The sequence below is a fragment of the Bradyrhizobium sp. YCK136 genome (genome assembly GCF_044570075.1).
Lineage (GTDB): Bacteria > Pseudomonadota > Alphaproteobacteria > Rhizobiales > Xanthobacteraceae > Bradyrhizobium > Bradyrhizobium diazoefficiens.
Genome location: NZ_CP172424.1, coordinates 1859935 through 1873271 on the forward strand (window position 1 = coordinate 1859935; position 13337 = coordinate 1873271).

The following is a 13337-nucleotide window of genomic DNA, read 5'->3' on the forward strand; positions in this document are numbered from 1 at the left end:
GAATACTCCTCACACTCTGATGTCGACGCCGCTGCTCGATCCGAGCATGCGGCCGTAGCCGCGTCCCACGGGCGCTGCGGGAACGGTGTCGTCCTCGCTGATGATCAGCCGGCGGGCATTGCCGCCATTGTCGTTGTTCTGGCCGGAGTTCTGGCCCGACGAATTCTGGTCGCGCAGGCTGAACGAGAGTCCGTTGCTGCCGGTCTTGAAGCCGGCATCGTCGAGCGCGCGCTGCAATTGCGGCGCGTCCTGCCGCAGCATCTGCAGCGTCTCCGGCTTCTCGACGGTGAGATGCGAGGTGACCTGGCCGTTGCGGTCGACATTGATGCGGACGTCGATGCGGCCGAGATCGACCGGATCGAGGCTGATGTCGAAGCGGGTCTTGCCGGCGCGCGCGGCGGCCGCGATCTCGATCGGCACGGCGTTGATCGGCACGGCGGTCGAAGTTGCCGCGGTCGCGGTGAGCGTTGCGGTCGATGCCGTCGCGGCCGACGTCGTCGTGGTCAGCGGCGCCTGCACGGCGGAGGCGGCCTGTGCGCTGGTGTCGGTCGCGGCTACATTGGCCGGCGCATTCGCATGGGCGTGCGTGGCCGCTGCGCCAGGCGCTGCATCGGCGGCTCGGTCGGCGGGAGCAGCCTTCGCGTCGGTCGCGCCGGCATCGTCTTGCGGCTTGGCCGCTTGCGGATGCGCGGCGGCGCCGGTCGCGGTCGCCGGCGTTTGCGCGGTCGCGGCGTTCGCCTTGCCCGCGTCCTGGCCGATATTGGAGACGTCGCTCGCGCCTGGCGCGATGGCGGCGGCCTTGAACGAGGTCTTCGGCGTGCCCTGGTCAACGGCGGCGGCGATCAGTCCGCCATTGGTCTTGGCGTCGGTCGCGGTGCCGTCGGTGGTGCCGGTCGCGGCGTCCGCGAGCGTCGCCGAGGTCTCGGCATCGACCTTGGCGCCCGCGGCCTTGGCGCTCTTGTCGCCAGCCGTCGCGGTATCGGTCTTGGCGCCGGCGATCTGCGCCGCGGTGGAGGCGCTGGCGGCGAGGCCGGCGGCGGCGATCGTCAGCGGCGAGGCGGCGGCATCGCCGGCCTGGTTCGCCGCAGCGTTCGGATCGAGAGGCACGACCGGCGCGGCCACCACGATCGCGTTCGGATCGGGCACGGCGGCCTGGGTCGCGTCCACTTGCGCGGCCGCGGCGGCATCGATTGCGACGGCGGCGGCGAGCCCGTCGGTGCCGTCGGACTTGTCGCCCTTGGTCGCGTCGGACTTGTCCGCCGATTTGGCGTCGGACGCCTCCGGCTTGTCCTTGGTCTTGTCCTTGCTCTTGGCCGACGCCGTGTCCGTGGCTTTGGCCGGATCGTCCGTCGTCTCGCTCCCGGCGGACGCGGAATTGTCAGTGTCGTCGCTCGCCTTGCTCTGCGAGGACTGGTCGGTCGAGGAGGTGTCGCGCGGGCTCTTGTCTGCGGCAGATGACGCCGAATCGGTCCGCCGCGGCGCGCTGTCCTGCGCCTGCGAGGCCGCGTTGTTGCTGATCGCCTGGGTACTACTGTCGTCGACCAGCGAGCCGAAGGCGTCGTTCGTCGACGTTTCCTTCGGCCCTTGCGAGCGTGCAGTCTTTTGCTGCGCGCTAGGAACCGGCACGTTGGCAGCTACATCTGACGTCCGACCGACCACAGGCGACCTCTTGAAAACATCTTCGGCACAGGGGTAGCAAGGAGCGGGCCAGCGCTGAGCGTGGAAAATTTAGAAGTAAAATCAATATCTTGATGCGTCGAGCTTGCTGCCGCAGGGCCCTCCGCGACCCCGCCATTTCTGCCGCCCCGGCAAGAATTGCCCTAAGCCGGCCTCCCCTGTGATTGCTTCACCGGAATGCCCCCTATATTAAAGAGATCGCTCTCAGCCGCTTTCGACCGGGCCAGTCGCGCCCTGCGGGAACCGAAGTTCCCCGGGACCACCGATGTCCCGGCCAAAGGCACATCGCGGATCGCCGAACGCCGCCGTCACACCTTAAGAACCCATGCTCAACAGTCTGGATCTCGAAGGCCGTCCGCAGGACACCAGGATCGTCGTCGCCATGTCGGGCGGCGTCGATTCCTCGACGACGGCTGCGCTGCTCAAGGCTGAGGGCTACGACGTCGTCGGCATCACGCTGCAGCTCTACGACCATGGCGCGGCGACCCATCGCAAGGGCGCCTGCTGCGCCGGCCAGGACATCCACGACGCCCGCGACGTCGCCGCCAAGCTCGGCATTCCCCATTACGTGCTCGACTACGAGGACCGTTTTCGCGAGTCCGTCATCGACAATTTCGCCGACTCTTATGCTCTTGGTGAAACGCCGGTGCCGTGCATCGAGTGCAACCGCTCGGTCAAGTTTCGCGACCTACTCAAGACCGCGCGCGAGTTAGGGGCCCAGGCGCTCGCCACCGGCCATTACGTCGCCTCGCGCCGTCTCGACGACGGCTCGCGCGCGCTGGTCTGCGCCGCCGATGCCGATCGCGACCAGAGCTACTTCCTGTTCGCGACCACGCAGGAACAGCTCGACTATCTGCGCTTTCCGCTCGGCGACATGACCAAGCCGGAGACGCGCGGACTCGCGCGCCGCTTCGGTCTTGCGGTCGCCGACAAGCACGACAGCCAGGACATCTGCTTCGTGCCGACGGGGCGCTACACCGACATCATCACCCGCCTGCGGCCGAACGCGATGGACCCCGGCGACATCGTCGATCTCGACGGCCGCGTGCTCGGCAGGCACAACGGCATCGCCAATTTCACCGTCGGCCAGCGCCGCGGCCTCGGCATCGCCGCTCACGCGCCGCTGTTCGTGGTGCGGCTCGAGGCCGCCAATCGCCGGGTCGTCGTCGGCCCGCGCGAGGCGCTGAAGATGCACCGCATCAGCTTGCGCGACGTCAACTGGCTCGGCGGCGGTGATATCGATAGCGCCATCGGCAATGGCCTCGAGATGTTCGTGCGCGTGCGCTCGACGCGCAGCCCCCAGCCGGCGTGGCTGCGCGGCGCTGGCGGCCATTACGAGATCGAGCTCGTCGCCGGCGAGGAGGGCGTCTCGCCGGGCCAGGCCTGCGTGTTCTACGATGCGCCCTCGGGGCAGGCGCGCGTGCTCGGCGGCGGCTTCATCCAGAGCGCCGCGGCGAAGGTTGCGAGCAACGCTGCGAGGCCGCTGGTGGAAGCGGTGCGCGGCTAGAAAATTTCCGGGGCAGGGGGCATGGCAGCAGACATCTCGCGGGCCGGGGTCGAGAAGGCCTATGGCCGCTGGGCGCCGGTCTACGATCTCGTGTTCGGCAAGGTGTTCGACGCCGGAAGGCAGTCGACCATCGCGGAGGCCGACCGCATCGGCGGCCGCATCCTCGATGTCGGCGTCGGCACCGGGCTCTCACTCTCTGACTATTCGCGCACCACGAAGATCTGCGGCGTGGACATCTCCGAGCCGATGCTGCGCAAGGCGCAGGCGCGCGTGCGCGCGCTGCGGCTCAGCAATGTCGAGGTGCTCTCGGTGATGGACGCGAAAAACCTCGCCTTCCCCGAAAACTTCTTCGATGCGGTGGTCGCGCAATATGTCATCACCGCCGTGCCAGATCCCGAGGGCACGCTCGACGAATTCGTGCGCGTGCTGAAGCCCGGTGGCGAGCTGATCCTCGTCAACCACATCGGTGCCGAGAGCGGTCCGCGCAAGCTGTTCGAGCTGGCCTTCGCGCCCGTCGCCCGCCGCCTCGGCTGGCGCCCGGAATTCCCGTGGCAGCGCCTGGTCGACTGGGCCGCAAAGCACGGCGGCATCACGTTGGCCGAGCGCCGCCCGATGCCGCCGATGGGCCACTTTTCGCTGATCCGCTACCGCAAATCGTGATCGCGTTGGGGGAACACCGGGCCTTACCCCGGCGTTTCCCTCCCATGCGCACGACATCAAAACTCATCGTTGCGGGCCTCGTCATCGCGGCGTCAGGCGCCGCGATGGCGCAGGCCCCGCCGCTACCTGCGACGCCGCCGCAAGCGACCGCGCCGCCATCGGCGCAGCACGCCGCCAATTGCCTGCCCCAGGACCGCCCGAACCGCGCTACCGCGCCCGACGGCACCACCACCGGCCAGTCCCGGGAACCGCTCGGCGACAGGCTGGCCAAATCCGACGGCGTGCTCTGCCCGCCCTCGGGCGTAGACCCCGACATGCACGCCCCCGCCCCCGAAAGCGGAGGCAACACCCCCGTCATCCCGCCCCCCGGCAGCCCCGGCGGCGACCCGACGGTCCGGCCGAAATAGGCTCGCTCTTCCTTCGCCTCTCCCCGTCTGCGGGGAGAGGCCGGAGCGCATCGAAGATGCGATCCGGGTGAGGGGGGCTCTCCGCGAGTCTGGTGCCCGAAATCGCGACTCCAGCGCCAAAAGGGGCCGGTTTTCCCCTCTCAAGCGCCATATCCGTCAAAGCTTTCGCAAACCCGGATTGACAGCCCGCCGCCCCCTTCCTTATATGCCGCGCGTTCGCGAGATCGGCGGTTTCGCCGTTCGCGACCCTGTGGCGGGGTAGCTCAGCTGGTTAGAGCACGGGAATCATAATCCTGGGGTCGGGGGTTCGAGTCCCTCCCCCGCTACCATAAAGCCGTTTGAAATCAATATGATATGCGGATTCGGCGCGAGCGCCGCATCTGAGACACCTGTGCCGTAGCAAATCGGTAGCGTCTCAAGTTTCTCGCGATTCGTAATCGAATCCTTGAAGGGCTTCGGCGGCCTGAATCCTTCAATTGAGCAATCTTTTCAGTTTTTCCCCGGGCCCGGGCCCTGAGTACCGCAATGCTTTCGGGCCCTGCCAAAGAAACTGCATCAAGCTCAGACCAGAACGGAGAGGATTGCACTCCGAGGGTGCGTCATTGGTCGGTCTCAAACCTGCGGGAGCGGAGCCGCGCGGGCGCTGTTGCAAGCGTCGCACAGTCGCCAACCTCACATCTCGAACCCTAGCAGTGCATGCTTCGTGGATCGTGGATGAAATCCTCTTGCGAAGCTTCCGCCGGGCAATGTTTGTCCGGATAGTTTCACCCTTGGTGATGCGACTATTCAGCTTGCGCGGCCGTGACGGCAGGTAGGCGCCTGACCCAGTCACCTAGATCCGTCGCTAAAATAAGGGTGCGCCGTCCACGCTTGACGGCACGTAGCTCGCCCGACCGGATCGCTTGATAAAGTGATGAGCGACCGCTGCACGCGAGGTTGCAGGCTTGAGCGATGGTGTACACTCCCACTTTTCTTGGAACGTGAGTCGTGATTCAAGGTCGGGATGATACCCGAAGCAAGAGAAGTCCACCTTTCGAGGAAAGATCGCAAGGTGCTTGAGGCGTGCTGTCGCTCACCGGTGACGTTGCAGCGCGATTTGAAGCGGGCGCGGATAGTTCTGTTGGCGGCGGATGGGCGCAGCACCCGGTCGATCGCCAAGGAAGTTGGGGTCCAGCCGCGGATTGTCAGCCTTTGGCGGCATCGCTATGCCGACCATGGCCTTGAAGGGCTGCAAGACAAGCCGCGGCCTGGCAAGCAGCCGATCTATACGAAGACGACCGACAAGCGGATTCTGAAGCTGCTGGATAAGCCGCCACCGCAAGGGTTTGCGCGCTGGACCGGCCCCCTGCTGGCCGAGGCGCTGGGCGATGTCGATGTCCAATATGTCTGGCGGTTCCTGCGCAGCCACAAGATTGACCTGGTGGCTCGCAAGTCCTGGTGCGAGAGCAACGACCCGAACTTTACGGCCAAAGCCGCCGATGTTGTCGGCCTCTATGTCGCGCCGCCGGCGAAGGCCATTGTGCTGTGCGTGGACGAGAAGCCCTCGATCCAGGCTTTGGAGCGAGCGCAGGGTTATCTGAAGTTGCCCAATGGCCGCGCCTTGACCGGCCAAAGCCACGATTACAAGCGGCATGGCACCACAACATTGTTTGCGGCGCTCGAAGTCGCCACCGGAAAGATCATCGCGACCCATTCAAAACGCCGGCGCCGCGTCGAGTTTCTCGATTTCATGAACAGCGTCACCGCGGCTTTTCCGAACCGCAAGCTTCACGTCATCCTCGACAACCTCAACACCCATAAAAAGAACGAGGACTGGCTCAAGGCCCACCCCAACGTGCAATTTCATTTCACGCCGACAAGTGCGTCATGGCTCAATCAGGTCGAAGTATGGTTTTCCATCTTGCAGGGGCAGTCGAGCGGCACCTCCTTCACGAGCCTCAAGCAGCTTCAGGAACACATCGATGCCTACGTCAACGCATACAACGACAGAGCCGAGCCCTTCGTCTGGACCAAGAAAAAGGTCCGTCAACGCCGTTTCAAAGGCCGCCGTATCACTCAGCTCTGATTCCGGGTACTAGGGGGCTTGGCGTCGCTGCGGTATCCATTGTTGATCCTCCAGTGGTTCGGGATAATTCGTCCGTGCTGCCCGAGGACAAACCCTCGGAACGTTGCCTTCAAAGAAACAAACTGAACTTCGCCTGTCACCCAGGCCCCTTCACAACCGCTTTTCGCCAGACGCCCCGTTCTTCGCTTCCAAGGTAATGCCATTCGAATCCTTGGTTAAATCGGGCACTCCCGCTTCTCCCTCGGCAGACCCCGTCAAGTTGGGCTCGCGCCGATGCAGCGTTGGGGCTCGATTGCTGAACGCGGCCCCGCCGCAACACCTCCGAAACCTCCGCGCCCGCCACGCGCCCACGATCCATCAACCGCTGCGCCACAACCTCGACCACCGCGCGGTTTGCCTCGAGGAGTGACCGCGCGGCCGCGACCGCGTCAGCGAGCTCGCGAGCCACTCCCTCTCGGACCTCCGCAAATGATAACAATGTTCGCGTATCATCACGTGGACCGAAGTAGGTGATGTAATCCGCGCCAATCACTCCGAGCGAACCGACCATGGCGGCGGCCAGCGAGGTCGCATGGTCGAGGTCCGACTCCCGTGCGCCGCCCGCACCATGCGAGCCGGCACCGAGCAGCAGTTCCTCGGCAGCCCGTCCGGCCAAAATCACCTGGAGCCGCCGGCGATAGACCTCAAGCGTTCCTGCGCAAGCCGGAGCAGTGGTGCGCACCAACCTGCCGCCGCGTGAGCCGACCCGGGCCGTATTCGCAAACACGTTGTCGGGACCGAAATGGATCACGTCGGCCACAAGGTGGCCGGCTTCGTGCACGCAGTTGCGCCATCGCAGCTCGAGTGGCCGATCGTCGTTCGTCACCAGTGCGCCGCGCAGGTCGCGCAAAGCGAGAGGTCGGCCTCCGTCATTGCGCGCCGCGCGGCGCGCGTCCTTGACCACGCGCTCGACGTCCGCACCGACCATGCCGATAGCCAACTCGACGATCGCGGTCAGGTCCTCTTGCTGTAAGTCGCCGCGCAAGCGCACCCTGAACATGCGCTCCAGTTCGGCAGAGTCCGGCAAACCAATATTGACGATCTTCTCCAGGCGACCCGATCGCAGCAAGGCGGGTTCGCAGCGACTGATTGCGTTGGTCGCGCCGATGACCAAAACGCCCTCACGCCCTTTGATGCCGTCGATTTCGGCAAGCACCGCGTTCACAACTTCCACAACATAATCTCGCCATGCGTGGGAAATGCTGGCGCGGTCAGCGATCGAATCGATCTCGTCGATAAAGACGCACGATGGAACATTGGCGCGTGCATCCTCGAAATCTTGCCGCACGGAACGCAGCAGATGGCCGAGGTTGCCCTCGCCAGACCCTTGCCACTTGGCCAGCGACGCACTCATCATGTGAAGGCCGGCTTCGCGGCAAAATACGGCAGCGAACGTCGTCTTGCCGCAGCCAGCCGGGCCGTTGAGTGCGATTCCTGACGAGATTGCAGAAGACCACGAGATATGTCCATCTTTCTAGTACCCGGAATCAGAGCTGAGTGATACGGCGGCCTTTGAAACGGCGTTGACGGACCTTTTTCTTGGTCCAGACGAAGGGCTCGGCTCTGTCGTTGTATGCGTTGACGTAGGCATCGATGTGTTCCTGAAGCTGCTTGAGGCTCGTGAAGGAGGTGCCGCTGAGCGACTGCCCCTGCAAGATGGAAAACCATACTTCGACCTGATTGAGCCATGACGCACTTGTCGGCGTGAAATGAAATTGCACGTTGGGGTGGGCCTTGAGCCAGTCCTCGTTCTTTTTATGGGTGTTGAGGTTGTCGAGGATGACGTGAAGCTTGCGGTTCGGAAAAGCCGCGGTGACGCTGTTCATGAAATCGAGAAACTCGACGCGGCGCCGGCGTTTTGAATGGGTCGCGATGATCTTTCCGGTGGCGACTTCGAGCGCCGCAAACAATGTTGTGGTGCCATGCCGCTTGTAATCGTGGCTTTGGCCGGTCAAGGCGCGGCCATTGGGCAACTTCAGATAACCCTGCGCTCGCTCCAAAGCCTGGATCGAGGGCTTCTCGTCCACGCACAGCACAATGGCCTTCGCCGGCGGCGCGACATAGAGGCCGACAACATCGGCGGCTTTGGCCGTAAAGTTCGGGTCGTTGCTCTCGCACCAGGACTTGCGAGCCACCAGGTCAATCTTGTGGCTGCGCAGGAACCGCCAGACATATTGGACATCGACATCGCCCAGCGCCTCGGCCAGCAGGGGGCCGGTCCAGCGCGCAAACCCTTGCGGTGGCGGCTTATCCAGCAGCTTCAGAATCCGCTTGTCGGTCGTCTTCGTATAGATCGGCTGCTTGCCAGGCCGCGGCTTGTCTTGCAGCCCTTCAAGGCCATGGTCGGCATAGCGATGCCGCCAAAGGCTGACAATCCGCGGCTGGACCCCAACTTCCTTGGCGATCGACCGGGTGCTGCGCCCATCCGCCGCCAACAGAACTATCCGCGCCCGCTTCAAATCGCGCTGCAACGTCACCGGTGAGCGACAGCACGCCTCAAGCACCTTGCGATCTTTCCTCGAAAGGTGGACTTCTCTTGCTTCGGGTATCATCCCGACCTTGAATCACGACTCACGTTCCAAGAAAAGTGGGTACTAGGATTTGATGTCGGAGATTGTCGCCTCGGCCCAGGCGCGGGCCTCGCCCAGCCCGTGCAGATCCGACAGTGTCAGATCACGCGCCGCCTTGAGCTTGTCTTTTGCATCGCTCAAGCGCTGGAGTTCGGCAATGCATTGGGCGGGCGTACGATCGAACCGAACCGCAATGACAAGGTCTGTTAAGGTCGTTTGCGCTACAATCCTGCTGTCGATCGCCTGCCGACAGGCTCCGCCGGTCACGAGCCTTATCACCCGAACAATGGTCGCGGCGTCAAGTCTTGGAAAGTCGATCCGCGCCGTGGCGGCGTGACGCAGAGTGCTGGGACGGAAACGCTGTGCGAAGCGCTGATAGTTGGCATTGGCCTCCGCATAGCCGGGCGCGTCCTCGAGGGTGCGATTTATCGCACTCCGCAATCGGCCCAGGTTGTTCGCGAGGTCGAAGTTCCCGGATGCCTGCGCGCGCTCCTGTGCCCCGAAGTCGGTCTATAAGACTATGCGGCTACCAGCGGTCGCGGCGGCAATTTCTGAGTCGATCCAACTCGATCTCGCGGTGGTCGGCGCACCGCTGGCGTATCGAGTGGCGAAGTCACTTCTCCAGGACGCAAGCGTTAGCGCCCGCGTCTGGCGGATCTCTCAATCAAGGTTTTGGACCGGGCAGGGCACATTGCTCCTACTCGCAAGGACACGTCGTCACAACAGAAGGCGCTCTCTGAGATGTCTCGCGACGAACTCGCCGCCTTCATCGAGCGCAACCAAGCCGAGATTGACAAGGTCGAGGGCGAGCTGGCGTCGCGGGCTAAGGACGTGTCTCATTATCTTCGATGAGATCAGAGCACTGCTTCAGGTGCGATATTCGTCAATCGGCTCTGATTTCACGTTTACGGTGACTTCCATGCTGACATCCTCGCCGGCATCGCCCCAGTAGCTGCCTGAAAGTGGGATAGCCTGAGCCGGGGTTCGAGCTACGCCAACCCTAATAAGGTCCCGATTCCCGACTATTCCATTGGTTGGGTCGAACTCTACCCAGCCCGAGCCCGGGACGTAGATTGAACACCAAGCGTGTGTCGAGCCACCTCCGAGCCGGACCGGTCCATCGCGATCGGGCACATAGACGTACCCGGTGATGAAGCGGGCGGCGAAGCCGAGCGAGCGCGCGGCTTCCATCATTAGAAATGCGAAATCTCGGCAGGTCCCCTGTTGAAGGCCTATGGTTTCCGCGGGTGTTTGTGTACCTCGCATCGTGCGGCGCCGGTAGGAAAATCCCTCTGCGATCGCCTCGTTGAGCGTCATGAGTAACTGCCCGGTGGGTCGGTTAACGCCAGGCCCCATGAACTTGGAAAGCCATTCGTCGACGGCTGTATCGCTTGGATAATGGCGACGGATGTATGGGTCTAAATCCGGCAGCTCGTTGCCGTCATAAGCGAACGGATGCTCCCGGGCGTATTCCTCGATCCGAAAGTCTGGAGCGTTCTCTGGAGTATGCTCAAGACGAATTGTCGTTTCAAACTCCAGCACCTCTGCCAAAGTATTGAAGTCAACCAGCGTGAGGCAATTGCCGAAGACGTCATGTATCCAGCGAATTTCGACGGGATCCGGTTTTACCACAAGTTGGCAGTCGAGCAGCCGCTGATCAAAGCTATCTCGCGGACGAAAGAGCATTTGATGCTGCCCAAGCTTTACGGGCGTGGGATAGCGATAAACAGTGCTGTGGTGGACAGTGTAAATGGTCATCGCATGCGCTCGGAACCGCAAGATAAGACCCGGTCTTGCCCGTAGTCCGCAAGCGGAAATCGATTTGTTCGTCCCGCATAACTGTCCTTCATTTCAGCAGCATAGCCGAAGTGGAGCGAGGAACAAATCAGGGCTGGGCGCGCTTTGTCTGTCACGGTCAACGGCGACGGGTAGGGAGACGGCTGAAGGGCAATTTCCCGTGGTCGGATGCATCAAAGATCCATCCGGCGTCGCCGCGCTATATTTAGGAAAAAAGGAAGGTAAGAAGCTTGTCTATATGGGCAAGGTCGGAACGGGCTGGGACCCGACTACGTCCGGCAAGATGCGTCGGGCTCTCGACACCGTGATTAGTCCAAAGAGTAAACTGAGTAAGCAACTCAAGAACCGAAAGCTACCTGGGTTGAGCCTGTTTTTACAGCAGAAATTGAGTATCGCGATATCACGTCAGAAGGACTGCTGCGTGCCAGTGCCCTAAAAGGATTCTCCAGGTCTTGACGTTTGTTAGGTCTGGTTTCCGACTTGAGGTGTACGATGACTCTATCACCGCGCGGATCGTGCTTATATCGGTGATGAGAACGCCAATTGCGCTCCCAGCTTTCTCGAACGAAAGGAGCGCGCCATGCAGAAACGGCGTCGTTTCAAACAAACCGAAACTTTGGATGAACGTCTTGCAAGGGAAGCCGAGAGGTTGAGGGCGGAGGTCCAGGCAATGCCGCCGGGTCTCGAACGCGAACATCTTCTTCGCAAAGCGAAGCAGGCAGAAACAGCTTCGCACATGAATGACTGGCTCAGGTCCCCTGGCTTGCAGCCGCCAAAATGAAAAAATCTCCGTTGATAGTTCACGCGGCTCTACTGCTTGGGCGGGCTCGCAAGACGCCGGTCGGCCCCGCTCGAAACGATCTGCGGCAGTTGGCGCAAGGCCTCCTAAGACTTCACAAAGCAGGACTGCGAGCCAACGTGGAGGTCGTCGAGGCGAAGTACCGGTCGACAGTCCACTAGGAACGGCGGGCGGTGCTGCGGGTTCTGCTTTAATGAGCGAACCTATCCCTTGGCTGATTGAGTCTTCCATAAAGATCGCCTGGAATTATCTGGAGCGTACGGGCGAGATTGGGAATGCTTCAGAAGCCAGCCGCTTTCTCCTGAGGACTGTCGATGCGATGGTCCTCAAGGGAGAACATAGAAAGCTGATGCTCGCGAACCGCGCCATCGAAGCCTACCAACGCCATCGACGGGTGATCGCAGCATGACCAATTCCCATTGCCCAGTTTGCCATGGTCTCGGTTGGGTCTGCGAAAATCATCCGGACAAGGCGTGGACCGAAGGTGCGGGAGGCTGCCAGTGTGGCGCCGGTATGCCGTGTGTCTGCAACAGCGACGTGGATGGCGTACCCGACATCGAGGCGGTCATTGTAGAAATTGACACCGATCCCAAGCGACTCAATTGAGCACGAACAAGAAGGGGCTACAAATGAACCATCGGATTGACGAGAGCATTGCGGCCCGGGCCTACGAGTTGTGGGAGCAGGCAGGTAAGCCAGAGGGCCGAGACGAAGACTTTTGGCGTTTGGCCGAGCAGGAATTGCTCAACGAGGATCAAAGCTCACCTCGACGCACACCGGATACGCTTTAGGCGAGGGCTACCCGTCATACCCGCGCTTGCCGGCTATCATCTGCCCTGCGCAACCCTGAGGAAATTTGGCAGGCGGTCTTTCGAAGCCACCATGGAGAACTGGTCCAGTGCCGGCAAGGTCTCGGCCCTGACTGTCCGCAGACGGATCGTCCGTCATCTCCATTGAGAAGCCGAAGGGTTTGGAACGCTTTCCGTACAGATATTTTGATTTAGTCGCGGATTTCGAGCGAGTTGCCGCGTCCTGGTATCAGAGAAGGTCGAATTGATGGCTTCCGTCAAAGCGGAATTGGATAGATACTTTGAATTGTTCCGGCGACGGGTGCCCACGAAGGTGTCGACCTTCATTCTGTGGCTACAAGAACCATCCTCGTTTTTGGTCCGTGTCGTTGTCGCCTGTTTGCTCATCCTAGGAGGCGTCTTCAGCTTTCTGCCTATCTTCGGACTCTGGATGCTGCCTCTAGGCCTTCTTCTTATCGCACAGGACATCCCTGTTCTACAGAAGCCTCTTCTCATGGCATTGAGGTGGATCGAGGCCAAGTGGGAGCAGCTGAGAGCGCTCTTTTAGAAGAAACCATCACGCTGATGGACATCATCCGGCACGCTCACTCGATCCGGAGCGTCACCCGATATCCGGGCGCCAAACACCCGCGCGACCTGCGTGTCGGTGCCGCATAAGTCACCTTGCCGCGCGGTGAAAAACCGCGCGACGATGAGTAGCATTGCTTTTTTTGATCGCCCAGTTCGTTCTTCTTGGAGGCAGATCTTATCGATCGTGGGTGCGCTCTCGCGAGAGGCCAGCACATGGAACAAGTGGTACGGTGACGCTCATTGAGAGCCAGCGGCATAGGACAAAACATTGATGGGGAGGCGTCGGACAACGGTCAGCTAGACCAGAGTAGTTCAGCTGGTGAGTGGCGTTAGAAAGCTCCTATGCAGGAGGATCAAAAATGATCCTTTCTCGTGCAAGTTGGACAAACAGGAATGCTCCTTGGCGGGAAGCATTTTGCACATGCGCGGTGTTGAGC

The 13337-nt window shown here is 61.9% G+C and carries 13 protein-coding genes, 1 tRNA gene and 1 pseudogene; 8 read left to right on the forward strand and 7 right to left on the reverse strand.

Annotated elements, in window-relative coordinates:
• Nucleotides 1–9 precede the first annotated feature (9 nt).
• Entirely contained in the window at nucleotides 10–1659 is a 1650-nt protein-coding gene (locus ACFLEY_RS08745; protein WP_060908817.1) for a flagellar hook-length control protein FliK, read from the reverse strand.
• A 343-nt stretch (nucleotides 1660–2002) separates the two neighbouring features.
• On the opposite strand from ACFLEY_RS08745, the gene mnmA reads away from it, so the two are divergent.
• The 4 genes from mnmA to ACFLEY_RS08765 all read left to right on the forward strand — a co-directional run bounded on the left by mnmA (nucleotide 2003) and on the right by ACFLEY_RS08765 (nucleotide 4580).
• Entirely contained in the window at nucleotides 2003–3184 is a 1182-nt protein-coding gene (mnmA, locus tag ACFLEY_RS08750) for a tRNA 2-thiouridine(34) synthase MnmA (protein ID WP_060908816.1), read from the forward strand.
• 21 nt (nucleotides 3185–3205) lie between these two features.
• Complete coding sequence (locus ACFLEY_RS08755) at nucleotides 3206–3844, forward strand: class I SAM-dependent methyltransferase (protein ID WP_011089732.1); 639 nt, start codon at nucleotides 3206–3208, stop codon at nucleotides 3842–3844.
• Nucleotides 3845–3888: 44 nt separating this feature from the next.
• Nucleotides 3889–4251 (forward strand): hypothetical protein, encoded by a 363-nt coding sequence (locus tag ACFLEY_RS08760; RefSeq protein WP_211434115.1) that lies wholly within the window; start codon nucleotides 3889–3891, stop codon nucleotides 4249–4251.
• Between the two features lie 252 nt (nucleotides 4252–4503).
• Nucleotides 4504–4580, forward strand: a tRNA-Met gene (locus tag ACFLEY_RS08765).
• A gap of 453 nt (nucleotides 4581–5033) precedes the next feature.
• On the opposite strand, the gene ACFLEY_RS08770 is transcribed toward ACFLEY_RS08765, so the two are convergent.
• A complete protein-coding gene (locus tag ACFLEY_RS08770) occupies nucleotides 5034–5219 on the reverse strand; it encodes a helix-turn-helix domain-containing protein (protein ID WP_396604609.1) in 186 nt (61 codons plus the stop codon).
• A 35-nt stretch (nucleotides 5220–5254) separates the two neighbouring features.
• Between ACFLEY_RS08770 and ACFLEY_RS08775 the strand changes: the two genes are divergently transcribed.
• On the forward strand, nucleotides 5255–6316 hold the full coding sequence (locus ACFLEY_RS08775; protein WP_396604610.1) for an IS630-like element ISRj1 family transposase: 1062 nt from the start codon (nucleotides 5255–5257) through the stop codon (nucleotides 6314–6316).
• 136 nt (nucleotides 6317–6452) lie between these two features.
• On the opposite strand, the gene ACFLEY_RS08780 is transcribed toward ACFLEY_RS08775, so the two are convergent.
• The 4 genes from ACFLEY_RS08780 to ACFLEY_RS08795 all read right to left on the reverse strand — a co-directional run bounded on the left by ACFLEY_RS08780 (nucleotide 6453) and on the right by ACFLEY_RS08795 (nucleotide 10683).
• The gene (locus ACFLEY_RS08780) at nucleotides 6453–7817 is read right to left on the reverse strand and encodes an AAA family ATPase (protein ID WP_369527199.1); all 1365 of its coding nucleotides are present in this window, start codon (nucleotides 7815–7817) and stop codon (nucleotides 6453–6455) included.
• A gap of 25 nt (nucleotides 7818–7842) precedes the next feature.
• Nucleotides 7843–8907: an IS630-like element ISRj1 family transposase gene (locus tag ACFLEY_RS08785; RefSeq protein WP_026192128.1), complete on the reverse strand. Its 1065-nt coding sequence runs from the start codon at nucleotides 8905–8907 to the stop codon at nucleotides 7843–7845.
• Nucleotides 8908–8949: 42 nt separating this feature from the next.
• Nucleotides 8950–9366 carry a hypothetical protein gene (locus tag ACFLEY_RS08790; protein WP_049832455.1) on the reverse strand — a complete coding sequence of 139 codons (417 nt, stop codon included), beginning with the start codon at nucleotides 9364–9366 and terminating at the stop codon, nucleotides 8950–8952.
• A 426-nt stretch (nucleotides 9367–9792) separates the two neighbouring features.
• Nucleotides 9793–10683: a transglutaminase family protein gene (locus tag ACFLEY_RS08795; protein WP_028173125.1), complete on the reverse strand. Its 891-nt coding sequence runs from the start codon at nucleotides 10681–10683 to the stop codon at nucleotides 9793–9795.
• Nucleotides 10684–10960: 277 nt separating this feature from the next.
• Between ACFLEY_RS08795 and ACFLEY_RS08800 the strand changes: the two are divergent.
• The 3 genes and pseudogenes from ACFLEY_RS08800 to ACFLEY_RS08810 all read left to right on the forward strand — a co-directional run bounded on the left by ACFLEY_RS08800 (nucleotide 10961) and on the right by ACFLEY_RS08810 (nucleotide 12312).
• Nucleotides 10961–11178, forward strand: a pseudogene (locus ACFLEY_RS08800) (hypothetical protein).
• A 536-nt stretch (nucleotides 11179–11714) separates the two neighbouring features.
• Complete coding sequence (locus tag ACFLEY_RS08805) at nucleotides 11715–11930, forward strand: hypothetical protein (protein ID WP_074077371.1); 216 nt, start codon at nucleotides 11715–11717, stop codon at nucleotides 11928–11930.
• Nucleotides 11931–12150: 220 nt separating this feature from the next.
• Nucleotides 12151–12312, forward strand: coding sequence for a DUF2934 domain-containing protein (locus ACFLEY_RS08810; protein ID WP_074077757.1), 162 nt, complete (start codon nucleotides 12151–12153; stop codon nucleotides 12310–12312).
• Nucleotides 12313–12873: 561 nt separating this feature from the next.
• On the opposite strand, the gene ACFLEY_RS08815 is transcribed toward ACFLEY_RS08810, so the two are convergent.
• Nucleotides 12874–13032, reverse strand: a complete 159-nt coding sequence (locus ACFLEY_RS08815) for a hypothetical protein (RefSeq protein ID WP_171901127.1) — start codon at nucleotides 13030–13032, stop codon at nucleotides 12874–12876.
• Nucleotides 13033–13337 lie beyond the last annotated feature (305 nt).